Origin of the sequence: Streptomyces sp. NPDC090021 (assembly GCF_044748225.1) — a bacterium.
Taxonomy (GTDB): Bacteria; Actinomycetota; Actinomycetes; order Streptomycetales; family Streptomycetaceae; genus Streptomyces.
This window is the reverse complement of the sequence record NZ_JBIVFO010000035.1, coordinates 64,824-91,416: the sequence shown is the minus strand read 5'-3', so window position 1 is coordinate 91,416 and position 26,593 is coordinate 64,824. Positions and strand designations below refer to the sequence as shown.

The 26,593-nt window shown below is 72.3% G+C and carries 21 protein-coding genes, 1 tRNA gene, 3 pseudogenes and 1 riboswitch; of the genes and pseudogenes, 18 read left to right on the top strand and 7 right to left on the bottom strand.

What is annotated here, in order from left to right; all coding sequences use genetic code 11:
• A partial coding sequence (locus ACIPXC_RS26130; protein ID WP_401622871.1) for a tyrosine-protein phosphatase occupies positions 1–843 on the bottom strand: 843 nt, incomplete at its 3' end.
• Positions 844–1,125: 282 nt separating this feature from the next.
• Positions 1,126–1,333, top strand: a riboswitch (cyclic di-AMP (ydaO/yuaA leader).
• 4 nt (positions 1,334–1,337) lie between these two features.
• Between ACIPXC_RS26130 and ACIPXC_RS26125 the strand changes: the two genes are divergently transcribed.
• From ACIPXC_RS26125 to ACIPXC_RS26080, 10 genes are all read left to right on the top strand, one after another.
• A complete protein-coding gene (locus tag ACIPXC_RS26125; RefSeq protein WP_401622868.1) occupies positions 1,338–2,351 on the top strand; it encodes a peptidoglycan DD-metalloendopeptidase family protein in 1,014 nt (337 codons plus the stop codon).
• Positions 2,352–2,514: 163 nt separating this feature from the next.
• Positions 2,515–3,300, top strand: coding sequence for an SGNH/GDSL hydrolase family protein (locus ACIPXC_RS26120; protein WP_401622865.1), 786 nt, complete (start codon positions 2,515–2,517; stop codon positions 3,298–3,300).
• A 138-nt stretch (positions 3,301–3,438) separates the two neighbouring features.
• The gene (locus ACIPXC_RS26115) at positions 3,439–4,683 is read left to right on the top strand and encodes an MBL fold metallo-hydrolase (protein ID WP_401622862.1); all 1,245 of its coding nucleotides are present in this window, start codon (positions 3,439–3,441) and stop codon (positions 4,681–4,683) included.
• A gap of 231 nt (positions 4,684–4,914) precedes the next feature.
• Positions 4,915–6,549, top strand: a complete 1,635-nt coding sequence (locus tag ACIPXC_RS26110) for an ATP-binding protein (RefSeq protein WP_401622858.1) — start codon at positions 4,915–4,917, stop codon at positions 6,547–6,549.
• A gap of 32 nt (positions 6,550–6,581) precedes the next feature.
• Positions 6,582–7,016 carry a roadblock/LC7 domain-containing protein gene (locus ACIPXC_RS26105; protein ID WP_401622883.1) on the top strand — a complete coding sequence of 145 codons (435 nt, stop codon included), beginning with the start codon at positions 6,582–6,584 and terminating at the stop codon, positions 7,014–7,016.
• Positions 7,013–7,426 carry a DUF742 domain-containing protein gene (locus ACIPXC_RS26100; RefSeq protein ID WP_401622855.1) on the top strand — a complete coding sequence of 138 codons (414 nt, stop codon included), beginning with the start codon at positions 7,013–7,015 and terminating at the stop codon, positions 7,424–7,426. The genes ACIPXC_RS26105 and ACIPXC_RS26100 overlap by 4 nt, the downstream gene beginning before the upstream one ends.
• Positions 7,404–8,024, top strand: coding sequence for a GTP-binding protein (locus ACIPXC_RS26095; protein WP_401622852.1), 621 nt, complete (start codon positions 7,404–7,406; stop codon positions 8,022–8,024). Before ACIPXC_RS26100 ends, ACIPXC_RS26095 begins: the two co-directional genes overlap by 23 nt.
• Positions 8,024–8,569 carry a GAF domain-containing protein gene (locus ACIPXC_RS26090; protein ID WP_401622849.1) on the top strand — a complete coding sequence of 182 codons (546 nt, stop codon included), beginning with the start codon at positions 8,024–8,026 and terminating at the stop codon, positions 8,567–8,569. Before ACIPXC_RS26095 ends, ACIPXC_RS26090 begins: the two co-directional genes overlap by 1 nt.
• A gap of 343 nt (positions 8,570–8,912) precedes the next feature.
• Entirely contained in the window at positions 8,913–9,275 is a 363-nt protein-coding gene (locus ACIPXC_RS26085) for an MmcQ/YjbR family DNA-binding protein (RefSeq protein ID WP_401622846.1), read from the top strand.
• Between the two features lie 104 nt (positions 9,276–9,379).
• Positions 9,380–9,453, top strand: a tRNA-Pro gene (locus ACIPXC_RS26080).
• Positions 9,454–9,484: 31 nt separating this feature from the next.
• Here the strand turns inward: ACIPXC_RS26080 and ACIPXC_RS26075 are convergent.
• Positions 9,485–10,555, bottom strand: coding sequence for a tyrosine-type recombinase/integrase (locus ACIPXC_RS26075; protein WP_401622843.1), 1,071 nt, complete (start codon positions 10,553–10,555; stop codon positions 9,485–9,487).
• Between the two features lie 321 nt (positions 10,556–10,876).
• On the opposite strand from ACIPXC_RS26075, the pseudogene ACIPXC_RS26070 reads away from it, so the two are divergent.
• The 6 genes and pseudogenes from ACIPXC_RS26070 to ACIPXC_RS26045 all read left to right on the top strand — a co-directional run.
• Positions 10,877–10,999 (top strand): annotated as a pseudogene (locus ACIPXC_RS26070) (SseB family protein); the annotation flags it as partial.
• Positions 10,996–11,640 (top strand): hypothetical protein, encoded by a 645-nt coding sequence (locus ACIPXC_RS26065; RefSeq protein WP_401622840.1) that lies wholly within the window; start codon positions 10,996–10,998, stop codon positions 11,638–11,640. The pseudogene ACIPXC_RS26070 and the gene ACIPXC_RS26065, both read left to right, overlap by 4 nt.
• Positions 11,640–13,010, top strand: a pseudogene (locus tag ACIPXC_RS26060) (putative T7SS-secreted protein); the annotation flags it as partial. The gene ACIPXC_RS26065 and the pseudogene ACIPXC_RS26060, both read left to right, overlap by 1 nt.
• Positions 13,011–13,128: 118 nt before the next feature.
• The gene (locus tag ACIPXC_RS26055) at positions 13,129–15,027 is read left to right on the top strand and encodes a hypothetical protein (protein WP_401622837.1); all 1,899 of its coding nucleotides are present in this window, start codon (positions 13,129–13,131) and stop codon (positions 15,025–15,027) included.
• Complete coding sequence (locus tag ACIPXC_RS26050; protein WP_401622834.1) at positions 15,024–15,452, top strand: hypothetical protein; 429 nt, start codon at positions 15,024–15,026, stop codon at positions 15,450–15,452. The genes ACIPXC_RS26055 and ACIPXC_RS26050 overlap by 4 nt, the downstream gene beginning before the upstream one ends.
• A 326-nt stretch (positions 15,453–15,778) precedes the next feature.
• Positions 15,779–15,970, top strand: a pseudogene (locus ACIPXC_RS26045) (transposase); the annotation flags it as partial.
• Positions 15,971–16,230: 260 nt separating this feature from the next.
• Here ACIPXC_RS26045 and ACIPXC_RS26040 read toward each other — a convergent pair.
• A complete protein-coding gene (locus tag ACIPXC_RS26040) occupies positions 16,231–17,028 on the bottom strand; it encodes a helix-turn-helix domain-containing protein (protein ID WP_401622832.1) in 798 nt (265 codons plus the stop codon).
• Between the two features lie 405 nt (positions 17,029–17,433).
• Here ACIPXC_RS26040 and ACIPXC_RS26035 point away from each other — a divergent pair, with 405 nt between their 5' ends.
• Both ACIPXC_RS26035 and ACIPXC_RS26030 read left to right on the top strand, forming a co-directional pair.
• On the top strand, positions 17,434–18,846 hold the full coding sequence (locus ACIPXC_RS26035; RefSeq protein ID WP_401622829.1) for a phenylacetate--CoA ligase family protein: 1,413 nt from the start codon (positions 17,434–17,436) through the stop codon (positions 18,844–18,846).
• Positions 18,843–19,754, top strand: coding sequence for a hypothetical protein (locus ACIPXC_RS26030; RefSeq protein WP_401622826.1), 912 nt, complete (start codon positions 18,843–18,845; stop codon positions 19,752–19,754). Before ACIPXC_RS26035 ends, ACIPXC_RS26030 begins: the two co-directional genes overlap by 4 nt.
• Before the next feature lie 35 nt (positions 19,755–19,789).
• Here ACIPXC_RS26030 and ACIPXC_RS26025 read toward each other — a convergent pair whose 3' ends face one another.
• The 4 genes from ACIPXC_RS26025 to ACIPXC_RS26010 all read right to left on the bottom strand — a co-directional run bounded on the left by ACIPXC_RS26025 (position 19,790) and on the right by ACIPXC_RS26010 (position 26,502).
• Positions 19,790–20,875 (bottom strand): substrate-binding domain-containing protein, encoded by a 1,086-nt coding sequence (locus tag ACIPXC_RS26025; RefSeq protein WP_401622880.1) that lies wholly within the window; start codon positions 20,873–20,875, stop codon positions 19,790–19,792.
• 74 nt (positions 20,876–20,949) lie between these two features.
• Positions 20,950–21,972, bottom strand: a complete 1,023-nt coding sequence (locus tag ACIPXC_RS26020; RefSeq protein WP_401622823.1) for an ABC transporter permease — start codon at positions 21,970–21,972, stop codon at positions 20,950–20,952.
• Complete coding sequence (locus tag ACIPXC_RS26015; RefSeq protein ID WP_401622820.1) at positions 21,969–23,576, bottom strand: sugar ABC transporter ATP-binding protein; 1,608 nt, start codon at positions 23,574–23,576, stop codon at positions 21,969–21,971. The genes ACIPXC_RS26020 and ACIPXC_RS26015 overlap by 4 nt, the downstream gene beginning before the upstream one ends.
• Positions 23,577–23,670: 94 nt before the next feature.
• Positions 23,671–26,502, bottom strand: a complete 2,832-nt coding sequence (locus ACIPXC_RS26010) for a SpoIIE family protein phosphatase (RefSeq protein WP_401622818.1) — start codon at positions 26,500–26,502, stop codon at positions 23,671–23,673.
• Positions 26,503–26,593: the final 91 nt, after the last annotated feature.

Below are 26,593 nucleotides of genomic sequence, written 5' to 3'. Positions count from 1 at the left end.
CAGGCTTTTTTTGTTGTGGTGTGCGGTGGGGGGGCCCCCCCCCCCCCCGCGCCCCCCCCCCGGGGGGGGGGGGGGGGGGGGGGGGGGGGGGGCCCCCCCCCCCCCCCCCTCCGCCAGGTAGCGCCGCACCCCGCCCCAGACCTCGTCGATGGTGTCGAAGGCTGCGATCAGGTATTCGGCGCGGGCGTCGAAGAGCGGCGCGAGCAGTTCCATGACCTCGGGCGAGCGGGCCTCGGCCGAGGCGGAGCTGCGACGCACCCGGTACCGGCGGTGCGGGGCGTTGGACTCCAGGTAGTCCGCCACGATCGCCTCCCGCTCGACGCCCAGCGCGAGCAGGGTGACGGCGACGGAGAGGCCGGCCCGGTCCTTGCCGGCGGCGCAGTGCATGAGGGCGGGCACGCTGTCCTCGGCGAGGGCGTGGACGACCCGGCTGTGCTCGGCGGTGCGGGTGCGGATGATCTCACGGTAGGAGTTCGCCATCCGGGCAGCCGCCCGGCCGTCGCCCAGGATCGAGCGGAGCTGGTCGAGGTCGCCGTCGCGGACCAGCCGCCAGAACTCCCGGCCGTCCGCCGGGTCGGACAGCGGGATGTTGACGTTCCGTACGCCGGGCAGCTCGACGTCCGGACCCTCCAGGGCGTGGTCGGCACCGTTGCGGAAGTCGAAGATGGTGTGGAGGCCGAGCGAGGCGAGGAACTCTGCATCGGTTTCGGTGGCATGTGCGAGATGTCCGCTTCGGAAGAGTCGTCCCGTCGCGACCCTTCGGCCGTCAGAAGTCGGCAATCCGCCCACATCGCGGAAATTGCGCACTCCGGTCAGCTCCGGCTCCTGTATCTGCTGGGTCACGGGAACTCCTCCGCATTCTCGTGGGGCGTCTGTCCGAATTGAGCTACTTGGCGCCAACTTGCCGTATCCGGAGGCGAGATCGGGCACGTCCCCGTGAGGCAGATCATACGGTGACCGTGAGTGCCTGATCGTCAAAGCCGAATGGCCCGGCCCGGGCGGCTGTTGGCGCAGTGGAATGGACGGAGGGTGACCGGAATTCCGGCGCACCCTCATACCTGTGAATCCGTCAGGGAATTCGCGGCTTGTTCGGTGTGGCTGCAAGGGATTACCTTCGCGATCGATCCGGGTGGATCGCCGAATCCTGCCGCCGCCCGGAAACCGCAACCGAACCATTTCGCGCGGCAGGAGCGGGGGAACCAGGTAAGCCGCTGCACCGGAGATCTTTTCTCCGGAACAGCTCGGGGTGAAGTCGTTCATGTCCCGTACATGTACGGCCGGACATCTCCAGTCCGAACCCGACAGCTCACCTCGCAGGCACCGGAGAGGAATGCGCCATGCCTGCAAAGGGTAAGCACCGCCGCCCCAAGTCCCTTTTCTCTTCCCGCGGATTCGCCGTCGCAGGCACCGGTGGAGCGGCCCTCGCCCTGCCTCTGACGGTCGCCGCCGGCGCGCAGGCGGCGCCCGCGGTCGCACCTGCCGTCGCCCCCGCCGTGGCCCAGCAGGTCCCCGCCGCGCTCCAGGCGGCCCCCGCGGCCCCCGCGGTCGCCGTGGCCGCCGTGCAGGCCGCTCCGGCCGTCTACACGGTCGTCCCCGGCGACTGCCTCTCGGTGATCGCTGCGGAGCACGACCTGGACGGCGGCTGGCAGCGGCTGTACGAGCAGAACCGCGAGGCGGTCGGCGGCAACCCGTCGCTGATCCACCCGGGGCTGAAGCTGACCCTCGGCGGTCGTGGCGAGGCCGCCCCGGTCGCCACCGTCCCCGCCCCGCGGACCGCCTCCGAGGCTGCCCCGAAGGCCGCCCCGAAGGCCGCCCCGAAGACCGCCCCCGAGATCGCCGCCAAGGCCGAGTCCGAGCCGGCCGGGCGGGCCACCGCCCCGCGGGCGCAGCGGAACGCCGCCCCCGAGGCCCCGGCCGAGGCTCCCGCCGACCGGCCGGCCGCCGCCTCCGGATTCGTCGCCCCGGTCAGCGGTGGCGTCTCCACCCAGTACAAGGTCGCCGGCGCCATGTGGTCCTCCGGCTACCACACGGGCGTCGACTTCATCGCCCCCATGGGCACCAGTGTCAAGGCCGTCGGCGCGGGCACCGTGGTCTCCGCGGGCTGGAGCGGCTCGTACGGCAACGAGGTCGTCATCCGGCACGCGGACGGCATGTACTCCCAGTACGCCCACCTGTCCCAGCTCTCCGTCTCCTCCGGCCAGAGCGTCACCGCCGGCCAGAGCATCGGCCTCTCCGGCTCCACCGGCAATTCGACCGGCCCGCACCTGCACTTCGAGATCCGTACGAGCCCGTCCTACGGATCGGACATGGACCCGATCGCCTACCTCCGCGCGAAGGGCGCCTCCCTCTGAGAGCACCCGCCGACGAAGCACCGACACACGTGGGGCCGGGACCCGAGAGGGGTCCCGGCCCCACGTGTACTTATTCCTTACATCCCGCGTGGTATAGATCACGGCCCGTCAACCCCTCATTACGTTGGCGTAGGTTGGTTACGGGAGTGAAGGATGGGTTCTCGTGGCAGCGACGACGACGAAACTCAAGACCATCGGCTCGTACGCGGCGATCGGGGACAGCTTCACCGAGGGCGTGGGGGACCCGGGGCCCGGAGATTCCTTTCTCGGCTGGGCGGACCGGCTCGCCGTGCTCCTGGCCGATCAGCGCGAAGAGCACGACTTCCGTTATGCGAATCTCGCGGTGCGCGGGAAGCTCCTCGACCAGATCGTGGCGGACCAGGTGCCGAGAGCCAAGGCCCTCGCCCCGGACCTGGTCACCTTCTGCGCGGGCGGCAACGACATCATCCGGCCCGGCAGCGACCCGGACGACGTGGCGGAACGCTTCGAGGCGGCCGTCGCCGACCTCACCGGAGCCGTCGGCCAGGTCATGATCACCACCGGGTTCGACACCCGGGGCGTGCCCGTCCTCAAGCACCTCCGGGGCAAGGTCGCGACGTACAGCGCCCACGTGCGCGCCATCGCCGACCGGTACGACTGCCCCGTGCTCGACCTCTGGTCGCTGAAGTCCGTACAGGACCGGCGCGCCTGGGACGCGGACCGGCTGCACCTCTCACCCGAGGGCCACACCCGCGTCGCACTGCGGGCCGCACAGGTCCTCGGACTGGACGTGCCCGCCGACCCCGACCAGCCGTGGCCGCGGCTGCGCCCGCGCGGCTCGGTGGACGTGACCCGCGACAACATCCAGTGGGCCCGCGAGTACCTGGTGCCCTGGATCGGCCGCCGCCTGCGCGGCGAATCCTCCGGCGACCATGTCGAGGCGAAGCGGCCGGACCTGCTGCCGCTGTAGCCGCCGGACGGCCGCGCGGGCGGAAGGGGCCGGGCGGAAGGGGCGGGCGGAGGGGGCGGGCGGAATCCTTCGGGGCCGGTGTGCGTTGGGATGGTCGTAGCGACACGACCGCACCGACCCACCCTCCCTGGAGGCGCTTTGACCGGCTCCCGTCCCCTCCGCCCGCGGCTGCGCGCCCTGCGGCCCGAAGCCTTCGGCGCGGACCCGTCCGGCGCCAGGCTGGAGCGGATCCGCCGCTCGCCGAACTTCGCCGACGGCGTCTTCCAGAACCCGGTCGGAGCCCGGAACAGGCCCTCGGGGTCGATGACCGAGTTCGCGAAGATCTACTTCCACCGTGAGCAGCGGGCCCGGCGCAGTCCCGCCGCGGCGATCCCGGTGCATCCCACCACCCTCGCCGACCTGGCCAAGCCGCCCACCGGCGGTCTGCGCCTGACCTGGATGGGGCACTCCAGCGTGCTCGCGGAGATCGACGGGCACCGGGTGCTGTTCGACCCGGTGTGGGGCGAGCGGTGCTCCCCCTTCCCGTTCGCCGGCCCCAAGCGGCTGCACCCGGTGCCGGTCCCGCTGGCCGCGCTCGGCGAGGTCGATGTCGTGGTCATCTCGCACGACCACTACGACCACCTCGATCTGCCGACGATCAAGGCGCTGGCCGGTACGGACACGCTCTTCGCCGTCCCGCTCGGCGTCGGCGCGCACCTGGAGCGCTGGGGTGTGGCGGCCGACCGGCTGCGCGAGCTCGACTGGAACGAGACCACCCGGATCGGCGGCCTGTCGCTGACGGCGACCCCCGCCCGGCACTTCTGCGGCCGCGGCCTGCGCAACCAGCAGCACACCCTGTGGGCCTCCTGGGTGGTTGCGGGCGACGAGCACCGGATCTACCACAGCGGTGACACCGGCTACTTCCCCGGCTTCGCGGAGATCGGGGCCGCGCACGGGCCCTTCGACGCCACGATGATCCAGATCGGGGCCTACTCGGAGTACTGGCCCGACATCCACATGACCCCCGCGGAGGGCATGCGCGCCCACCTCGACCTCCAGGGCGGCATCGCGCACGGCACGATGCTGCCGATCCACTGGGGCACCTTCAACCTGGCCCTGCACCCGTGGGACGAGCCGGGCGAGGGCACCCTGGCCGCCGCCGAGGGGGCCGGAGCGGCCGTCGCGCTGCCGATCCCGGGCCAGCCGTTCGAGCCCGGGGCCGAGGGGGCGCCGGCCCAGCCGTGGTGGCGGCCGTTCGTGGCCGGGGCCACGGCGGGCGGCGGAGCCGTGGACGGGTCCGTGGCCGTGCCCCCGCACGAGGCCGGCGGGGCGGCGGCGACGGCGGCCCGCGTGGCGGCGACGGCAGTGAGCGGACAGGAGAAGCCGGAGGCCGTCGGGTCGTAGCGAACGGGCCGGACAGCGGCCTGACCGGCGGGGCGCCGCCGGGCGGCCGCAGCGGCCTGACCGGCGCATTCGGGCTGCTGTACGAGCGCTCCATCGGGAGCGGGAAGCACCCTGGCGAAGTTCACCGACTCGTGGTCCGGGGCGGGATTGCGGGGTCTAGCGTGGGTATTCGGTGATCAACACCGGGCCCCGGGAACGCCGGGGGCCGGGCCCCACGTACCGAGGACGCCGATGTCCGGACTCCGCGCCGCACGCCACGCCCCGTCGAGACACACCGTCACCGGTCCCGGCCGGCAGTTACGCCCCCAGTTGGTACGGGCCGCCCTCCTGCCCACGCTGGCCGCCGCGCTCAGCGGTGCGGCCGCGGTGATCTTCACCCTCCAGCTCGGCGGCGGCGCCGGCGACCGTGACGCCCGGCTGTGGCCGGTGCTCGCGGGCTGCGCCCTGCTCGCGGCCGGCGCCCTCGCCGCGGCGCTGCTCGGCGCGCAGCGTGCGGCCAAGGCCGTCCGGGACCGGTGCGAGGCGCTGCGCCGCTCCAGCGTGCGGGGGCGCCAGGAGCTGCGTACGGCCGCTGACCGGCTGGAGCGGGGCGAGACCCCGCAGCGGCCGGTCCGCGGCGGGCCGAACACGCCGCTCACCGGCGCCGACCCGGCGGGCGTGGACGAGTTCTGGCTGCTCTCCCAGGAACTGCGCGGCGCCCGGGAGCAGGCCCACACCACTCTCGTACGGCTGGCCGGGCCGGCCGCCCCGACCGACAGCGAGCGCAAGGTCGAGGTCTTCGTCAACCTCGCGCGCAGGCTCCAGTCCCTGGTCCACCGCGAGATCTCGCTGCTGGACGACCTGGAGGACACGGTCGAGGACCCGGACCTGCTCAGGGACCTCTTCCACGTCGACCACCTGGCCACCCGGATCCGCCGCCACGCCGAGAACCTCGCGGTGCTGGGCGGCGCGGCCTCCCGCCGCCAGTGGACCCGGCCGATCGACCTGAGCGAGGTGCTCCGCTCCTCGGTCGCGGAGGTCGAGCAGTACACGAGGGTCAAGGTCGTGCCGCCGGCGGGCGGCAGCGTACGCGGCCACGCCGTCGCCGACGTGGTGCACCTGCTGGCCGAACTCGTGGAGAACGCCACCGTGTTCTCCGCCCCCGACACCGATGTGGTGCTGCGCGCCGAGCGGGTCACCGCCGGGATCGCGGTCGAGGTGGAGGACCGGGGACTGGGCATGCCGGCGGAGGAGCAGCACCGGATGAACGCCCTGCTCGCGGACCCCGACCAGGTCAGTGTCCGGGCCCTGCTCGCGGACGGCCGGATCGGCCTGTACGTGGTCTCGGCGCTGGCCCGCCGGCACGGGATCGCCGTCGAGCTCAAGTCGAACATCTACGGCGGAGTCCTCGCGGTGCTGGTGCTTCCGCAGGAACTGCTGGGGGCGGCGGACGCGGGTGACGCGGCCGGGGGCTCGCGGGTGGCGCCGCCACTGGAACCGGCGCGCATGCCGCTGCCCCGCCAGGCGGACACCCCCACGATCCCCGCCCCCCGCCCCGAACCCCACCCCGCGCCGACCGCCTCGCCGGCGACCGCCCGGCCGGTGGCGGAGGACTGGCCCGCTCCCGGCGGGGAGCCGGTGGGGCAGGCGGGAGCGGCCGAGGACGGGGCCCGGGCGGATCCCGTCGGCGGGCCGCGGACGGGGGAGCAGACGGGGGAACGGCCGACGTTGCCCCGGCGCCGGGCGCAGCAGCACCTCGCGCCCCAGCTGCGCGACGCCCCCGCCCCGCGGCGTCCCGAGGACGCCGAGCAGCCCGTGCACGACCCCGGCCTCATGGCCGCCTTCCGGCGCGGCTTCGGCCAGGCGCAGTCGGAGAACCAGGTATGACCCCCAGCAACCTCGGCAAGGAGCGCACCACCATGGGCGGCGAAGTGGCGACGAAGACCGGCGGCCGGCTCTCGGATCTCGACTGGCTCCTCAGCGGCCTGGTCCAACGCGTCCCGTACACCCGCAGTGCCGTACTGCTCACCGCGGACGGGCTCGTAACCTGCGTGCACGGCCTGGATCCGGACAGCGCCGACCACATGGCGGCCCTCGCCTCCGGGCTCTACTCGCTCGGCCGCAGCGCCGGGGCCCGCTTCGGCGACGGGGCCGACGTACGGCAGGTCGTGGTGGAGCTCGACACCGCGCTCCTCTTCGTCTCGGCGGCCGGATCGGGCACCTGCCTGGCCGTCCTCGCCGACCGGGAGGCCGACGCCGGCGTCCTCGGCTACGAGATGGCCATGCTGGTCAAGAGCGTCCGCCCGTACCTCGCGGCCGCACCCCGGCGGCCCGCCGCGAACGTGGAGCGATGAGGGCCCACGGCAGGGGGGCGTACGGGAAGGGGCGGGACACACCGTGGGTCGACGACTCGGCGGGGCGGGTGATGCGCCCGTACACCGCCAGCGGCGGCCGGACCAGGCCGGGCATCGCGCTCGACCTGCTGTCGCGGATGACCGCGACCGGCGTACGCCCGCGCGTCCCGCTCGGTGCCGAGCACACCCTCGCCCTGCGGTTGTGCGCCGGTGCCGCGGCGCTGACCGTCGCCGAGCTGGCGGGCCAGCTGCGGCTCCCCGCCGCGGTGGTCAAGGTGCTGCTGTCCGACCTCATGGAATACGGGGCCGTCATGGCGCAGGCGCCCCGCTACCCGGGCGGCGGATCGTTCGCCGCCGACGACCAGTCCCTCCTCATGGCGGTGCTCGATGGCCTACGCAGACGGCTGTGACGCCCCCGCGACGCTGAAGGTCCTGGTCGCGGGGGGCTTCGGCGCGGGCAAGACCACCTTCGTGGGCGCGGTGAGCGAGATCGAACCACTGAGCACGGAGGAACTGCTCAGCGACCTCGGCGCGGGCGCCGACCCGCTGCACGGAGTCGAGGCCAAGACCACGACCACCGTCGCGCTCGACTTCGGCCGGATCACCCTGGACGACCGCCATGTGCTCTACCTCTTCGGAACACCCGGCCAGCACCGCTTCTGGTTCCTGTGGGAGGAACTGTGCGCGGGCGCGCTCGGGGCCGTGGTGCTCGCGGACACCCGACGCCTCGCGGACTGCTTCCCGGCCGTGGACTTCTTCGAGCGGCGCGGGATCGGCTTCATCGTCGCCGTCAACGAGTTCGACGGCGGCCACCGCTACACGGCGGACGAGGTCCGGGACGCGGTCGGCCTGGCGCCCGAGGTGCCCGTCGTACGGTGCGACGCGCGCCTGGCCGAATCGGGGACGGTGACGCTGGCCGCCCTGGTCCGTCACCTGCTGTGCACGTCCGCAGCCCGTACGTCGTCATCGACATCAACGCCATCGTCACCGGAGTCGGGGGAAACGTGATGCTGTACTACGAATCGACCGGACACCTGCTGCTCACGCCCGTGGACCGGGAGGCGCCCGCGCGGACCGTCCGGCTGCGCGAACTGGGGCTGGGGGAGCGGGTGGACGGCGAACTGGACGCCTTCGCGCGACGCGTGGCGGACGTCCTCGGCGCCCCGTACGCGGGGGTGAACTTCGTCGGCGAGGAACGCCAGTTCTTCGCGGGCCTGCACCACGTGCCGGGCGCCCCCGAGAGCGGCTACCCCGCCCGGGTCCTGGCCCGTGACCACGGCTACTGCCCGCACGTGGTGGTCCGCAGGCGCGCGTTGGTGCTGGAGGACGTACGGGACTTCGCCCGGTTCGCCGGCAACGCGGTGGTGGACGAGAGCGGGGTCCGGTCCTACCTCGGGGCGCCGCTGACCGACCGGCGCGGCATCGTCCTGGGCACGGTGTGCGCGGTGGACGGGGTGCCGCGGCGGTGGGGGACCGAGGGGCTCGCCACCGCGAAGGAGCTGGCCGCGGAGCTGGTGGCCCTGCTGCACGAGCGGGAGGACCGGCGCGCGTGAGCCCGCCTGCCGGTGGCGGGGGGGGTTCTGTCCGAGTACGTCCCGTGTACGGGCGCCCCTCCGCCCTGCGGCGCACGGCACCGGACACCGCCGGCCCTACCGCCGCTCCTTCGACGACAGGACCTAAGGGCTGTCCCGCAATCCCCGGCGGGCGCACGACGCCAGCTACGGCACCTCGCTGCGTTGTCGGAACGCCCGAATACGCCCAGTATGGGGACGCTCCTCCGCCTTGCGATGCACCGCATCTGACGCCGTGCGCTGATCCACCGGGGATTACGGGACAGCCCTTAGGGTGGTCGGACGAGCATCCACACGCGCCGACGTCCGCAGAGGAGTCCCGGGGATGGCCACCACCGCGCAGGACGTCCGCCTGATCGCACTGTCCCTCCCGGACAGCACCGAGAAACCGGCATGGGGCATGCCGACCTTCCGGGTCGGCGGGAAGATCTTCGCCGCGCTCGCCGACGACGACACCTCGATCGGGGTGAAATGCCCCAAGGAGGAACGGGCCGAGCTGATCGCGGCCGAACCGGAGAAGTTCTTCCTGCGAGCCGGCCACGACGACAACTACGCGTGGATCCGGGTCCGCCTGGCGGCCGTGCAGGACACGGCCGAGCTGCGCTCGATCCTCACGGACTCCTGGCGCCAGGCGGCGCCGAAGCGCCTGGCCGCGGCCCATCCGGAGCTGACCGGCCGGGCCGGCTGACCCGAACGCGAACCGGTGGCGGAAAGGCGCGCGCGACCACCCGTGGAAATGCGGTATCGTTCTCATGCGCGTTCGGCCAGGGGAAACCCCAGGTCAGCGGGCATCGGGACGTGGCGCAGCTTGGTAGCGCACTTGACTGGGGGTCAAGGGGTCGCAGGTTCAAATCCTGTCGTCCCGACTTTGCTTTATGCAGGTCGGAGGCCGTCTTCTCAGAAATGGGAAGGCGGCCTTTCGTGCGTCCGGAGCCATGGTGGTCGCAGCCACGCCACGTGGTTCGCTTGATGGCTGCCCTGCTCGGCTCCGGTGAGGGTGTGATCGATGGTGTCGACGGCTTCTCGGGCGGCCTGCTGGGTGAGGTGGCTGTAGAGGTTGGCGGTCGTCGACAGGGTGGAGTGCCGCAGCGTCTTGGAGACCACGGTGAGCGGCACACCGGCGGTGATGGTGATCGTGGCGGCCAGATGGCGCAGGTCGTGCACCGTGATCCTGGGGACACCAGCTTCGACGGAGAGACGGCGAAGTCGGTCGGGGACCTGGTGGGGGCCGAGCGGACGGCCGTCGGGTCGGCAGAACACCAGTCCGGCGAACGGATCGTCAGGATCGCCGCGCCTTCGAGGCACCGTTTGGGCGCGGTGCCGGAGGGCGGTGGCGACACGGGGTGAGATGGCGACCCAGCCTCGGCTGGAGCGGGTCTTCGATGTGGTGATGACGAGGTGGTTGTTGTCGACGGCGGAGAGGGCGCAGCGCACGTAGAAGACGCCCTGGTCGAGGTGGACATCGTCCCAGTGGAGGCCGAGGGCTTCGCCCTTGCGTAGGCCGGTGCCGATGAGGAACTCGAACAGGTCGGCCATCTCGGGGTCGGCGCGGTGGCAGTGGGCGAGGAAGCGGGCGGCCTCTTCTGTTGTCCAGATCCGTCGCTCCGGCGACGGAGGGCGGCGCAGGACTGGGGGACGGGCCGGGTTGTGGGGCAGGCGGTGCTGCCTGACGGCGTCGCCGAGGGCGCTGGAGAGGGTGGCCAGGCAGCGGTAGAGGGTGGTCCGGCTGCGGCCGGCGGCGAGCTGGCAGGTGACGTAGGCCGAGATGTGGCGGTGGGCGAGCTGGTCGAGCTTGAGGGTGCCGAACGCGGGGATGAGGTCGTTGCGGACGTAGTCGCGGTACCGGGCCATCGTCGTCGGCTTCAGCACGAGCGCTTTCGCCGTGAGCCAGGCGTTCAGGTAGGCGGTGACGGTCTCGTTCGGGTCCGCGCTGTATCCGCTGGCCTCGCCCTCAAGGAACCGCCGCAATGCTTCTTCGGCTGAGCCCTGGCTGACGAAACCACCCCGACGGACCGTCGTCCGGCGACGGTCCGGGGACATCGACGGCGAAGCTCCAGGTGCCGTGCTCGCTGTCGGTGACCAGGCGGGGGCAGTGTGCGCCGAGCTGTTAGTGATGGTTGTCCCTGCAGCCACAGCGGCGGTAGATACGGCCGCGGCCGACGCTGGTACGCATCAGGATCGCCTCCAAGAGGCGGAGGAATGGCCGACACCTCCAGTCTCGTGCGACCACATGCGACCACCACGGCGGTCACACCGACCGTGGCCAGGGAGTTTCCCTTGTCGGCGCGCCCTATGCTGCCGGGCCCCGGCGGGGTCGCGCTGGACGCGGGCAGTGAGGGTGGCATGTTGTTCCCGCCAGTCCGCGGTGTCGTGCCCGATGCGGTCGCTGTTGACCTGGAGGGGGAGCGATGAGTGGTGGGGAACCCGGCCTGGAGGCCCCGGCCCAGGCGCTGGCGGAGATCGCGAGCGGGATCAATCTGGCGCATTCCGAGCTGAAGGACCTTGGCATGATCGGCCAGGCGACGGCCGGCCGGGGTTTCTCCGGGCTGGCCCTGTCGGGGCTGGAGTTGGGGGATGCCGGGCTGACAGCGGAGTTCAAGACGTTCTGCGAGCGCTGGGAGTGGGGCGTACGGGCACTGACGCTCCGCGGGAACGGCTTCGCACGGGGCGTGGGCCTGTCGGCCGGTGCGTACGCGGAGCAGGAGCAGTACGTGAAGGACTCGTTCAAGATCGCGGTGAACTCGGTCAACGGGAACCCGCACCTGACCGAGGACGAGGTCAAGCGGATGAGCTGGGACAAAATCAGCAAGCAGACGATGTTCGACAATCCGGACTATAGCGCCGAATCGTTTACGCAGGCCCACCAGGAGGTCAAGCAGACCTGGAAGGACACCGGCTACGACGTCATGGACGCACAACTGGATTCCATGCAGCGCAGCGGCCTGATCGACCCGTCGGTGCGCGGCAGGGTGGATCAGGAGATGCTCGATGCGTTCGATCCCTCCCAAGGCGCCGTTGAGCAGGCCGAACAGCCGCGGTGGGGTGAGCGCTGATGGTGAGCTGGGACGACCTGGGCAAGGGCATCGACTTCGTCGACAAGGGCATCGACAAGGGCAAGGAGCTCGTCGGCCAGGGCATCGACAAGACCACCGACGCCGTCGGCTGGGGCCTGGAGAAGGTAGGCGCCGAGGACTGGGCCGACAGTGTCGAGGACTGGGGCGACGAAACCGCGTCCTCACTCGGCGCCGAGGTCGGCGAGCAGCAGCTCGGGCAGACCGAGGAGCCCAACGAACTCATCCACGGCAACCCGTCCAAGATCGCCGAGTCGGTCAAGAACCTCCGCGACTTCCAGAACGCGTTCGACCTGGTCGGCGCCGGCATGAAGAAGCTGGACTCCGCGCACTGGAAGGGCGAGGCCGCCAACAGCTTCCGCGAGAACTTCCAGACCCTGCCCACCGACTGGCTGCACGCCGCCGACGCCTTCGAGAACGCCGCCAAGGCCCTGGAGACGTACGCGAGCGCCGTCACCACTGCGCAGGGCAAGGCACGCGAGGCGATCGACCTCTACAAGGAGGCGCAAGCGGACTACAAGACCGCCGCCGACGCCCACAACAAGAAGGTCGACGCCTACAACGACGCCCGCAACAGCGACAACCCTCTGCCCCGGCCCGCCGAATTCACCGACCCGAGCCAGGAGAAGCGCCAGCGCGCCCAGGAGATCCTCAAAGCCGCCCGCCAGGCCCGCAAGGAGGCCGCCGACACCGCCAAGGCGGCAGTCACCGCAGCGATGGCGCACGCCCCCAAGGAGCCCACAGGCCGGGAGAAGGCCAAGCTCGAACTGGCCGACTACGCCTTCGGCCAGGGCGTGGAGATGATGCACTTCGGCGGCGGCATCGTCAAAGGCGCCGCCGGGCTGGTCAACTTCGTCCGCTCGGTGAACGCGCTGGACCCGTACAACATCACCCACCCGGCCGAGTACTACAAGAACCTCAACATGACCCTCGCCGGGCTCGTCTCCACCGCAGCCAACCCCGACCGCGCCCTGAAGAACGCCTGGGACGCCGCCAAGGGCGACCCCGCTGAGTTCCTCGGCCGCCTCGTCCCCGAACTCATCGGCACCAAGGGCGCCGGCGTGCTCCGCGGCGGCATCCGCGCCGGCATGCGCACCGGCATGGACGACCTCGCGAAGTCGGGTGCCCGCAAGTCGGTCGACGCGGACGCCGCCAAGACCTCCCGTCCTCCGAACGCCGTCGAGAGCGGGGCCACCGACCCCATCGACCTCGCGACAGGGGCGATGTTCCTGCCGCAGACGGACATCGTCCTGCCCGGCACGCTCCCGCTGGTCTTCCGACGCCGCGCCGCGTCGGACTACCGGGCCGGACGCTGGTTCGGCCCCTCCTGGGCCTCCACCGCGGACCAGCGCCTCGAGATCGACTCCGCGGGCGTCGTATTCGTCTGCGAGGACGGCATGCTCCTGTCCTACCCGCACCCCGCTCCCGGTCCTGCCGAGCCACGGCCCACGCTGGCCGCTCGATCGCGATGTGCAGGGCGATTACACCGTCACGGACACCGGCCAGGCCCGGCACTTCGCCACGCGCCCGGACGGGGACCTGGCCCTCCTCGCCCAGCTCGACGACCGCAACGGCAACTGGATCGCCTTCGAGTACGACGAGGCCGGCGCACCGGCGTCCATCGTGCACCACGGCGGCTACCACCTGAAGCTCACCACCGGCGGCGGCAGGATCACCGCCCTGCACCTGTCCGGCGCCGCCGAGGACGGCACGGACCAGGAGATCCTGCGGTACGGCTACGGCGACGGGAACCTCACCTCCGTCACCAACTCCTCCGGCCTGCCCCTGAGCTTCGCCTACGACGAGCTGACCCGCATCACGTCGTGGACCGATACCAACGGCAGCCGCTACGACTACGTCTACGACGCCTTGGACCGGTGCGTCGCCGAGGGCGGTGTCGAGGGGCACGTCGCACTGCGCATCGACTACGACGGACCCGCCCCCGGGCCCGGCCTGCGCGTCACCACCACGACCACCCGCGCCGGGGCCGTCCACCGCTACGTCGTCAACGACGCCCACCAGATCGTCGAGGAGACCGATCCCCTCGGCGCGGTCACCCGCTTCGAACGCGACCGGTACAACCGGCTGCTGAGCCGGACCGACGCTCTCGGCCGCACCCACCGCTACACGTACGACGCGATGGGGCGGCTCATCGCGACGGTGCGCGCCGACGGCCGCGAGGCGACGGCAGAGTACAACGCGCTCGGGCTCCCGATCCGGGTGGTCAATGCGGACCGGACGAGCATCCGCATGGAGTACGACGCGCGCGGCAACCGTACGAGCGTCACCGACCCCTCCGGGGCCACCACCCGATACACGTACGACGATGCTGGCCGGCTGACCGGCATTACCGACGCCCTCGGGAACACGACCCGCGTCGCCACCAACGCGGCCGGACTCCCCGTCTCGGTCACCGACCCGCTAGGGGCGACGATACGGACAACCCGGGACGCGTTCGGCCGCCCGACCGCCCTGACCGACGCCCTCGGCCATACGACCCGGGTCCGTTGGACGCCGGAGGGCCGGCCCGCCAGCCGCGTCCTGGCGGACGGCAGCGAGGAGTCGTGGACGTACGACGGCGAGGGCAACTGCCTCACCCACACGAACGCGATGGGCGCGGTCTCCCGCTTCGAGTACACCCATTTCGACCTCATGGCTGCCCGGACTGGGTACGACGGCGTGCGCCACGAGTTCACCTACGACCACGACCTCCGGCTCACCCGGGTGCGCAGCCCGCAGGGGGCGACCTGGGACTACGTGTATGACGGCGCCGGCCGCCTCGTCTCCGAGACGGACTTCGACGACCGGCTGCTCAGCTATGAGCGCGATGCCGTCGGCCGGATCACCTCCCGGACCGATGCCTTGGGCCGGACCCTGCGTTATGAGTGGGACGATCTCGACCGCCTGGTCTCCAAGGACGCCGACGGGGCCGTCAGCACGTTCGCGTACGACTTCTCCGACCAGCTCGCGGAGGCCGTGAACGGCGACGCCACGATCACGTTCGTACGGGACCGGCACGGCCGGCTGCTGTCCGAGAGCGTCGACGGTCGCACCGTGTCGTACGCGTACGACGAGCTCGGCCGGCGGGACGGCTGGCTGGAGACCCCCAACGGCCACGTCAACGCCGGTCAGCTGGTGGACGCCGTGACGAACAATCCACACTACAATGGCGGACCTCTCCGGCTCATGGTGTGCCACTCGGGCTCGGACGGTTCCTGGATCGCCCAGCGCATCGCGAACGAACTCGGAACCACGGTGCGCGCGCCGACGGACCGCGTCGGCACCAACCCGGCGCTCGGCCCCGGGCAAACACCACAGATCGACAAGGGCGGCTACTGGAGGGTGTTCCTCCCCATGCTGGAAGGATGAACCGGATGGATATGATCGGCTTCTACCGGGAAATGGACCCGGAGAACGGCGAAGTCTTCCGCGAGGCCATCGGCGACAAGGTGCGGGACCGGGCCCCCTATCCGAAGGCCGAGGTCAAGCAGTACCTCGATGACGGGCATCCCATCTTCGACATCATGGAGATGACGTCCGACGTGATCGGGGGTGCTTTCCGGGTGCCTGGCGGCTCGTCCCTGCTGACCGACGGGCGCTTCGTGTGGCGGGTGGACCTCTCCGCGTACGTCGAGCGCTACAACCTCGACCTTCCGGCGGAGTTCGTCGAATTCGCGGGCGCGCACGCGTTCGCCGTACCCTCCGTGGAGCGGGCGGCGCTGGTGGAGCTCTCCATCGCCGCATCGGGCGCCCTCGGCTTCCACGTGGCCGGCGGCGCGGGACCTGCTTCGTAGGACAGCGGACACGGCCGACGCGTGCGGGGTGTTCCATGGCGCACGCCCGAGCCCCGGCGAATGCACTGAGAGCACCAAGTTCCTCAGGTACGAGAGCCCCTCCACGGCGTGGAGGGGCTCTCGTACCGCTGTGCCCTGTTTACCGTCGGTGACCTCTTGTCAAAGAGCAAGGTGGGGCGACCACCCCGGCACGGGCCTACCGACCGGCTGTGACCTCAGATGCTGCCCGTGCCTCTACCATCAGCACCCTGACCTGCAGCAATTGGCCGGAACCTCTCCGGGCCAGTATTCATGTTCGGATCACCGAGTCAGCGGCTTCATCGATGATGCGCCGCCGCCGCTGTCCCTCGGACACCGCCGACGCCGAGTGGGCCCTGATCGAGCCCCTACTGCCCCGTCCTGGCCTGCGAAAACGGCCACCGGAGGCCGGCCCGAGAAACACCCCCGCCGCGAAGGGGGCCCTGCCAGCGCACCTCCCGCCATGGCGAACGGCCTGGGGCTTCATGGCCCGGTGGGCCGGCCCCTGACCGCGTTTGTGGGACAGGCGTCAGGTCGTGGCGGCGGATGACGGCCCGGGTGGCCCGGTCGAGAGACCACGCAGCGGGCCAGGGGCAGGCGTCCGGTCTTGGTCAGGGGTGCATTGCGGTGGGGCGCGAGGGCCCTTCCGGTCGCCGGTGCGGTTGTCGCAGTCCACACCGAACCGGAAGGCCCTCGCCCATTCCAAGACCCCTCAACCGAGACCTGCGTCGCCCGTCCACAACCTCCCGGGACGGAACACCTACGGCCGCCGGGCCATCACGGCGTGCGGGGGCCGGTCGGCCGGGCCCCCGGCGGACTCCCACTCGCGGCGGGGCCGGGCCGTGGGAGCCGGCAGCCTGGACAGGTTGGCGCTCACCATCGACGCCGTACGGACCACCGCCTCACCCAGCAGGGCGATCTGCCGGCCGTCCAGCGCGGTCGCCGCCACGGCCGCGACCACGTGCCCCGCCTCGGAGTACACCGGCGCCGCCACGCACGACAGCGCGCTCACGCACTGCCCGTACTGGAAGGCCATGCCCTGCTCCCCGGCCCGCGCCGCCTCCCGCGACCAGGCGGCCCGTGACCACCCCTGCGGCGGTCCCGCCCCGGGAGTGGACGCCGTGAGGATCAGCTCCGCCGCACTCCCGGGCGGCAGGACGACACCCGGATGCAGCGGGAAGACGTGGTCCACCTCGCTGCGCGAACTCCCGACCACGACGGCGTGTCCCGCCTCGGGCACCGACAGGCTCACGCTCAACCCGCCCCCTGCGGAGGCGAGTTCCCGCATGGGCCGCGCCGACGCGGCCCGCAGCGCCCGCGCCGGATGCCATGCCTGCCCCAGCCGGAACGTCCTCGGGCCCAGCCGGTAGCGGCCCGCGGAACTCTGTACGGCACCCAGCGCGACCAGTTGCCCGAGCAGCCGGTGCGCCGTCGCCTTCGGCAGCTCGGCGTCCGCCGCGAGCCTGGTCAGGCCCACCTCGTCGCCGTGCGCGAGCACCTCCATGAGGGCGAACGCGCCCTCCAGTACACCCCGCCCCTCAGTGCCGGATCTGGCCATGAGCGGTCCCCCTTCCGTAACGGACCCCATCGGTCGGATGGTGTCCGTAACTCCCCGTTCGTCCCGGCTCATCAGCGAGAACGGTGGTGACGCCCTCCGCTTCCGCCGGTCCGTTGAACGGACCCGATCATTGCCCGAGGCACCGCGATCGCGCCAGGGTGTTGTCACCCAGGGATGCGCGGACCGGCCCCTCACCGGGCACGGAACACGCGTCCACCAGGAGCGACACAAGGAGGATCCGATGAGCGCGATCAAGACCAGCGCCAAGCAGTTCAAGTACGTCATGGGCGCCATGACGGCCGTCTTCTTCGGTTCTTGCTCTGCCAGCTGACGCAGATCCGGAGGGTGGGGGCGGCGCGTCGCCCCCACCCCCCTTTTTTTCTTTCCGCCTGAGAGGAGGCACGCGTGCTGGAGACCGGTGTCCGGCAGGTCCGGGTGGCGATGGCCATGGTGTTCGGCCGGAAACTGAACGTACGGGCCGTGGAGCGGCTGGTCGCCGACGCCCTCGCCACGCTGGAGGAGTTCGGCTCGCTCGGCGACGACGTCGACGAACTGGCCGACGGACCGTTCGCCGACCCGGACGAGCGGCGCGACCTGCAGAACCGCGCGCTCCAGCGGACCGTGCGCAGACTCGCCCGGCGTTCGCCCTTCTACCGGGAGCGGCTCGCCGGCATCGACCTCGACGGGCTGACCACCGAGACGCTCACCCGGATCCCGGTGACCCGCAAGGCCGACCTGATCGAGCGCCCCGCCGACTTCCTGTGCAGCACCCCCTACCTCGCGACCCAGACGACCGGCACCACCGGCCGCCCCGTGCAGATGTGGCTCTCCCGCTACGAGATGGAACTCTGGCCCGCGCTGATCGCCCTGTCCGTGGTGCTCCGCGGCGACATCCGCCCCGGCGACCGGATGCAGATCAACCTCAGCTCCCGGGCGACGGCAGCCGTACAGGAGGACGTCGAGGTCTGCCGGCTCGTCAACGCCTCCTGCCACGTGGTCGGTCAGGTCCCGCCCGAGGAGTCGGTCGAGCACCTGCTCGGCAGCAACGGCACCCGCCCCACCCTGCTCACCGGCAACCCCAGCTACCTGGCCCGGATGCTCACCGCGGCCCGCCGGCGCGGATACGGACCGGGCGACTTCGGCCTCCGGTCGATCTACGCGGGCGGCGAGATCGTGTCCCCCGCCCTGGTACGGGCCCTGCGCGAGACCTTCGGCGCCGAGACCGTCGGCGACAACTTCGGCATGACCGAACTGCTGCCGGTCGGCGGCCGCACCTGCGGCAAACACCACCTCCACATCGACCCCAACATGGGCTACACCGAGGTGCTCGGCCTGGACACGGGCGAGCCCGTCGCCCCCGGACAGCTCGGGGAACTGACCGTCACGCCGTACTACCCCTACCGGGAGTGCATGCCGGTCCTGCGGTACAACACCGGCGATGTGGTCCGCACTCTGGACGGCGAACCGGACTGCGAACTGGCCGCCGTGCCCGCCGTCTCGCAGATCCTCGGCAAGGCGGGGACCCTGCTGCGCACCGCCGGTTCGGCCGTCACCCCGCGCGACATCGTGGAGGCCCTCGACGGCACCCCGGGCATGCCGTGGCCGCTGCGCCACCGGGCGCAGACCGGCCCCGAAGGCCGCCTCCACGTGGAGGTCGCCTCGCGGACCGCGACCACGGCCGAGGTGACCGGGCGGCTGCTGGCCCGGGGCATCGACGCGCACGTCACCGTCCTGCCGCTCGACGACGAGGAAGCCGCGCGCCGCTTCCCCCTCCGCTGCGACCTGCTGGAGCACACCTTCACCCGGAGCCACGCATGAGCGTCTTCTTCCAGCTCGCGGTCACCGCGGCCCTCGCGCTCGCGGTCGTCGCCGGCACCATCGTGTACTTCCGCACCGTCCGCACCGCCAGGCCGCCCGTCGGCGTCTTCAACGGCCGTGACATCTTCATGATGATGGGCTTCGTCCTCGCCCTGCCCTACGTCTACCTCGCGCTGCCGGGCGCCTTCCTGCCCGTCGTGCTCGCCCTGGTCTTCGCCGGTGGACTGTCCGTCGGCTACCAGCCCCTCGTCGCTCACGGCCGGCTGCGCTGGGCGCTGATCACCGCGCTGATCGCGAGCGTGCTGGTCACCCACCTGGCCTTCGGCGGGACCGCGCCGCCGTACTGGGTGGCGAACAGCTGCGTCGTCGGCCTGGTCGTCGTCTCCGCCACGAACCTCAACGTCCAGGGCGGCATGCGGCTGAAGAACGTGGCCTGGTTCCTGCTCGCGCTCGCCGCCTACGACGCCTTCTTCGCCTGGGTGGTCCCGCTGACCCAGCAACTCGCCGACGCGGTCCAGGGCTATCCGTACGCACCGGCCGCGGGCCTGCGCATCGGCGAGGACCTCGGCGCCGTTGTCGGCATGGGCGACCTGCTGGCCTACGCCCTCTTCACCACCACCGCCTACAAGGCCTACGGGAGGCCCGGGCTGCGGACCGGGATCGCGCTCGTGCTGCTCTTCGGGGCGGTGGCGCCCGTGGCCGCCCTGCACCTGATCGCGGCCGCCACCGGCGACGCCCCCGGCATCGTCCCCGCCCAGGTCTTCTTCGGCCCGGCGGCCTTCGTCGCCTACCAGGTCCTGCGCCGCCGCGGGCCGGAGCGGCGGATGGCCGAGATCGTCTTCCGCCGGGACCGGGCGCGGGCGCCGCGGCGGACCCCGGTAGGCGCCGAGGCCAGCCCGGTGGCCTGAGCGGACCGGCCCGCGGACCGGCCCGCGGACCGGCGCTACCCGCGCCAGATCCTCTCGTACGCCTCCTGGTAGCCCCGGGGGTCCCACGAGGTGGCCCCGCCGCTGTTGTCGGCGGTGACGACGTGCACGGGCGCGACGTAGCCGCTGGCGGGACGGCCGGCGAAGGCCCGGTTGAACTCGTCGGCGATCTGCCAGCCCTGCTGTGCGAGCGGTTCGGGGACGGTGGCGGCCTGGTACTGCCCGCTGTTGATGCGCTGGAAGGCGGACGGATCGCCGTCGCCGGCACCGATGTTGGAGGGCGGTCCGCCGCCGGGCTTCCCGGCGGCGCGCAGGGCCGGGGCGGCATCGGCGAAGTAGAGGTCGTTGATGGCGACCGAGTGGGTCCACTTCTTTCCGAAGCGGGACAGGAGGGAGGAGACCTCCTGCGGGGTGCGGCGGCTCGCGTCCGGGATCGGGATGTTCGCGGACGCCAGGAGCTCCACGCCGGGGCAGTCGGCGAGCCGCCGCTCGATCAGGTCGGCCTTCGTCCGGGCGAAGGGGATCGAGTCGTCGGTGAAGAGGACGACGCCGGCGCCGCCGTCGGACCGGGCGATGACCCAGTCCGCGCTGATCCTCGCCACGTCCTGCACCTTCGTGGTGATGTTGGTGAAGAGCGGCGGGTTCGTGCTCGGGCCGGGGGCGTCGACCGCGTGCCAGCCGATGAGCGGGATGCCGGCGGCCCGGGCCCGCGCCACCTGCTGCGAGGTCAGGCGGGGGTCGAACCCGCCGATGACGATGCCCGAGGGCTTGAGGGTGACGGCCTGGCTCAGGGCCGCCTGGATCCCGGCCGGGCTGCCCTGCCCGTCGATCACCCGGACCTCCCAGCCGATGGCCTTCGCGGCCCGCCGCAGCCCCTGTGCGACACCCGCGACGCCCGGATTGGTCATGGTCTGCGCGACGTAGACGATGCTCTTGCCGGGGACCGCGGCCGGGCCCGTCGTGGGGCCGGTCCACGCGCTGTCGGTGCTCTCGGCCTTCGTCACGTCCTCCCGCGCCTCCTGCAGGACGGCCGGGCAGCCGGCCGCCGACGGCCCGGTGGTGTCCGCCCGGCCGCCGCATCCGGCGACGGCGGCCGCGAGCAGGGCTGCGGCCGCGAGAAGGGTGATGCGGTGGGGGTACACGGCGCTCCTGACGGTCTGTGTGCTGCGAGGTGGTCTCACGGGGCGTCCTGCCGACCGTGCCGGGCCCGCTCGGCCCCTGCGGTCGCCAGGGCGCCGGTGCGCAGCCGGCGGCGTGCGGAGTAGCCGGCCAGGCCGACCGCGATGAGCAGGGTGGCCCCGTTGAACAGCGGGGTCGCCCAGAACTGCGCGCCGAGCTGGCCGATCCCGGCGAGCCCCACGGCGAGGACGGCCACGGCGACGAGCGTGCCCAGGGCGTTGGCGCGGCCCGGCTTGATCGCGGTGGAACCGAGCAGCGCGCCGACGAAGGCGGGCAGCAGGTACCCCAGGCCGACGCTCGGGTTGCCGATCTGCTGCTGCGCCGCGAGGAGGACCCCGGCGCAACCGACGATCAGGCCCGATGCGGCGAAGGCGAGGACGGAGCAGCGGTGTGTGGGGATACCGAGGATCGAGGCGGCCCGCGGGTTGGAGCCGATGACGTACAGGTACCGGCCGAGCGGCAGCCGTTCCAGCAGCACCCACAGGGCGGCGACGAGGGCCAGTACGTAGTAGGCGGGGAGCGGCAGCCCGAACAGCGTGGAGTCGTACAGGCCGGTGAAAGCGGCCGGCAGGCCCTCGGGGCCCGGCACGATCCGCGCCCCGTCGGTGATCCAGCCGGTGGCGGCGTACATCATGCTGCCGGTGCCGAGCGTGGCGATGAGGGAGTCGATCCGCGCGAACTCGACGACGATTCCGTTCGCGACGCCGGCCAGCCCCCCTCCGACGACGACCGTGAGGCAGGCGAGCTGCCAGGGCCAGTGCTCGTCGACGATCAGGTGCAGCACCATGACGTGGGCCAGCCCCAGGCCGTAGCCGATGGACAGGTCGAACCGGCCGGCCGCGACGGGGACCGTCACGCCGAGGGCGAGGAGGGCGGGGATCGACTGGTTGGACAGGATCGAGGAGACGTTGTCCCTCGTCGGGAAGGTGTCCGGCAGGACGAGGGAGAAGGTCAGGAAGAGCAGGACGGTCAGGGTCAGCAGACCGTAGGTGCCGACGAAGTGGGCGCGTCGGCGGATCACCGACCCGTACCGTTTCCGGTGATCGCGGGGAGGGCCGAGGCGGTGCGCGTGAGCTCGGTGACGTTCAGCGTCGCGCCCGCCAGCTCGGCCGTCACGGTCCCGCGGCCGAAGACCAGCGCTCGGTGGCAGAGGTCGGCGACCTCCTCGAAGTCGGTGGAGATCAGGAGGACCGCGAGGCCCGCCCCGGCCGCTTCGTCGAGGATGCGGTGGATCGCCGCCTTGGCCCCTACGTCCACGCTGGCGGTCGGTTCCTCCAGGATCAGCAGGCGCAGGTTCCCCCGCAGCCACCGGCCGACGACGACCTTCTGCTGGTTGCCGCCGGACAGGGTGGCGATGGGCAGCTCGCTGTCGCGGGGGCGGACGGAGAACCGCTCGATCAGGGCGCGGGCCTCGGCGCGTTCGCGCCGCGGACCGGTCCAGTGCCACCAGGGCACGCCGGCCGCGCGCGGGTTGGCCAGGAAGTTCTCCCGGACGGTCAGATCGGCGGCGCAGCCCTCCTCCTGGCGGTTTCCGGCCACGAAGCCGACGCCGGAGCGGAGGGCCTCGGCGACCGTGTGCGGCCGGTACGGGCGGCCGTCGAGCAGTGCCCGGCCGCCGAGGAGCGGCAGCGCGCCGGCGAGGGCCCGGCCCAGGTGCGTGTGGCCGGCGCCGGTCAGTCCCACCATGCCGAGGATCTCGCCCGCGCGCAGGTCGAGGGCGACGGGCCCGGTGCGGGCGGTCGACACGCCGTCGAGGCGCAGGACGGCCGGGCGGCCTTCCCCGGACCGGGTCGCGGTGGGGGACCCGGACGCCGTCGCGGCCGTGGCCGTGGAACCCTCCGCGGGCAGGGGCGGGCGGCGGGCCGGTTCGTGCCCCACGATGTCGCGCACCAGGCGGGCGGGGGAGTACGAGGCCAGCGGCCCGTGGCTGACGAGGCGGCCGTCGCGCAGGACGGCGAAGGTGTCGGCGACCTCGTAGACCTCGTCGAGCCGGTGGCTGACGTAGAGGATGCCGTGCCCGCGGTCGCGCAGGGCGTGCAGCACGTCGAAGAGCCGGGCGCAGTCGGCGGCGGGGAGGGTGGCGGTCGGCTCGTCGAGGACGAACAGCCGGGCCTGTTTCGCCAGGGCGCGGGCGATGGCGACGAGGGACCGTTCGGCGGGGGCGAGGTCGGCGATCCGGGCGTCGGCGTCCAGGTGCCCGGCGACGGTCCGCAGGGCCTCGTCGCACCGCTCCCGGGTCCGCCGCCACGAGATCAGGCCGCGGCGCAGGGGATAGCCGGTGCCCAGGGCGATGTTCTCGGCCACCGTCATCCACTCGACGAGACCGAGGTCCTGGTGGATGAAGGACATGTGACGGGAGGCGGCTTCGGAGGGGACCGGGTACCCGGCCACCGTCACCTCGCCCGCGTCGGGGTGGTGGACCCCCGCGAGCACTTTGATCAGGGTGGACTTGCCGGCCCCGTTGGGTCCGAGGAGGGCGAGGACGCTGCCGCCGTGGATGTCGAGGTGGACCGAGTCGAGCGCGACGGTGCCGCCGAACCGCTTGCCGAGACCTCGTACCCGGACGAGGGGTTCCCCGCCGGAGGGCGGGGGCGGGCTCAGCGAGGTGACGGGAGTGTCGTGCACGGACTTCTCCGGGGCAGCCTGGGGGAGGTCTTGCTGCGATGCAGAACATTCAGGATGCTACTTGGAGTTATCGGTAGATGTATGACATTGCCGGTCATGCCGCGTCCAGGGCGCACTCGGCCCAGATGACCTTGCCGTGGGGGGTGTACCGGGCGCCCCAGGCCTGGGACAGCTGCGCGACCAGGAACAGGCCGCGTCCGCCCTCGTCCGTCGTGGCGGCCCGCCGCAGGTGCGGAGCGGTGCTGCTGCCGTCGGAGACCTCGCAGATCAGGGACCGGTCGTGGATCAGACGTACCTGGATGGGCTCGCTGCCGTAGCGGACCGCGTTCGTGACCAGCTCGCTGAGCATCAGCTCGGCGGCGAAGGAGAGTTCGTCCAGTCCCCACTCGGCGAGCCGGCGGGTGGCGGCGCCCCGGATGTCGGCGACGAGGGACGGGTCCGGGGGCAGGTCCCAGGTGGCGATCCGGTCCGGGGGCACGGTACGGGTGCGGGCGACGAGCAGCGCGATGTCGTCACCGGGGTGTTCGGGCGCCACGGCCTCGATGACGGCCCGGCAGGTGTCCTCCGGTCCGCGGCCCGGGTGGGCGAGCGCCTCGCGCAGCTGGTCGAGCGCCACGTCGATGTCGCGGCCGCGGCCGTCGACGAGACCGTCGGTGTAGAGGACCAGTGTGCTGTGCTCCGGGAGCCGGATCTCGGCGGTCTCGAAGGGCAGGCCGCCCAGGCCCAGGGGCGGTCCGGGCGGCAGGTCGGGGAAGGTCACCCGGCCTTCGGGGTCGACCAGTGCGGGCGGGGGGTGTCCGGCGCGGGCCATCGTGCACACCTGCGACGTGGGGTCGTAGACGGCGTACAGGCAGGTGGCTCCGACGATGCCGTTGCTGCCGGTGGCGCTCGCGTCCTCCTCCTCCCGGTCCAGACGCACCAGGAGGTTGTCGAGGTGGGTGAGCAGCTCGTCCGGGGCCAGCTCCAGCTCGGCGAAGTTGCGGGCGGCGATGCGCAGCCGGCCCATCGTGGCGGCGGCGTGCAGCCCGTGTCCGACGACGTCTCCCACCAGCAGGGCGACGCGGGTGCCGGAGAGGGGGATGACGTCGAACCAGTCGCCGCCCACCCCGGACTCCGCGGGCAGGTAGTGGTGGGCGACCTCCACGGCGCCCTGCTCGGGCAGACCGCGCGGCAGCAGGCTGCGCTGCAGGGCCAGGGCGAGGGTGTGCTCGCGGGTGTAGCGGCGGGCGTTGTCGATGCAGAGGGCGGCGCGGGCCGCGAGTTCCCGGGCCAGCCGGGTGTCGTCGTCCCCGAAGGGGGCGGGTTCCTGCGAACGGTAGAAGGTGGCGATGCCGAGCAGCACGCCGCGGGCCAGCAGGGGGACGCAGATCATGGAGTGCACGTCGTGCGCCAGGATCCCGCGGGCGTGGTCGAGACCCGGGATCATCCAGGCCGGAGTGGTGGCCTGGAGGTTGGTCTCCAGTACGGCGGGCTCGCCCTCCAGGCAGCGCATGTGCGGGGTGCCGGGGTCCAGCCGCACCTGGTGGCCGACCGGGTAGAAGGGGCAGTCGTCGCGGATGCCGTGGACCACCGTGCGACGCAGGTCGGCCTGCGGGTCGGCGGACTCCTCACCGCGCAGCACGGCCCCGGGCAGGTCGACCGTGACGTAGTCGGCCAGGCGCGGCACGGCCGTCTCGGCGAGTTCCCGGGCGGTGCGGCTGACGTCCAGGGTGGTGCCGATCCGGGTGCTGGCCTCGGCCAGCAGCTCCAGGCGGCGGCGCGCGGCGACGGCGTACTTGCCCACCTCGGGCTCGCCGACCAGCACCAGGCCCCGGACCGCGCCGGGGATGTCGGACGGGGCGTCGGCCGGGGTGCCCGGGGCGTCGGACGCGGCCGAGCGGGCGGCGGCCGCACGGTCCGCGGCGGCGTCGGCGAGGTGCCAGGGCAGCGAATCGGCGTGTTCGGTCGCGGCGAGCGACAGCGCGCCGAGGGCGGAGGCGGTGTGCTTCGAGGCGGCGAGGTGGTGCGCCGGCGGGGACTCCCCGGTGAGCACCGCCTCGACGACGACGCCCTCCACCCCCGAGAGGCTGGTGACCGGGCTGCTCAGGAGGGTGACCCCCCGCCCGTGGGAGAGGGACACCTCCACCGCGGCCCGCTGCGGGGAGCAGATGAGTTCGGTGGCCCTGGCCTTGAGGATCATCTGGTCCTGCCGGTCCAGCCCGCCGTCGGTGAGCTCGGCCAGTCCGATCAGCTGCCCGTCGTCGCCGGTCTCCCCGCCCCGGGCGCGCAGCCGGGCGTCGAGATACGTCCGCAGCAGGGCGCGCTCGCGCGCCGAACTCTGCTCCATGATCCGCCGCTCGATGGACTCCGCGGCCCGGCGGACGAGGACGGGCAGGGACGGGTTCTCGTAGCCGCGCGGATACCCGAAGCAGAGGACGCCGACGATGTGGCCGCTGAACTGGTCGCGGATCGGGATCGCGGAGCAGGCGTTCCCCTGTGACCGCTCGGCGAAGTGCTCGGCGCCGTAGACCTGGCACAGCCGCCGCTCGGCAAGGGCGAGCCCGATGCCGTTCGTGCCCGCGTAGCGCTCGGCGAAGACGAACCCGGGGACGCTCTGGATGGGCGGCAGCCGGCCGGCCAGGGCGGGTTCCCCGAACCGGCGCTGCAGCACGGTGCCGTTCCCGTCGGCGAGCGAGATGTTCATGTCGCTGCCCGAGAACCGGGTCTGGAGCTGGTCGAGGACCGGGGCGGCCGCCCGGACGAGCCGGCTGTCGGCGTCGAAGTCGTCCGTGTAGGGGAGATCCGTCTGCTCCGGTGAGAGCCCGAGCATCCTGCTGCGCATCCACGAGTTCAGGATGGATCCGCGGACGCTGCCCACGACCGATTCGCCCAGCAGGAAACGCTCACGGGAGCGTACGGGGCTGATCTGGCCTCCCGTGACCCCCATCTGCACCACTTCCCCATGCCGTGCTGCCTGCGAGCGCCTTCCGAGTATATTCCTCCACTTTTAAATCAATATGACCGAAAGGAGTCGCTCT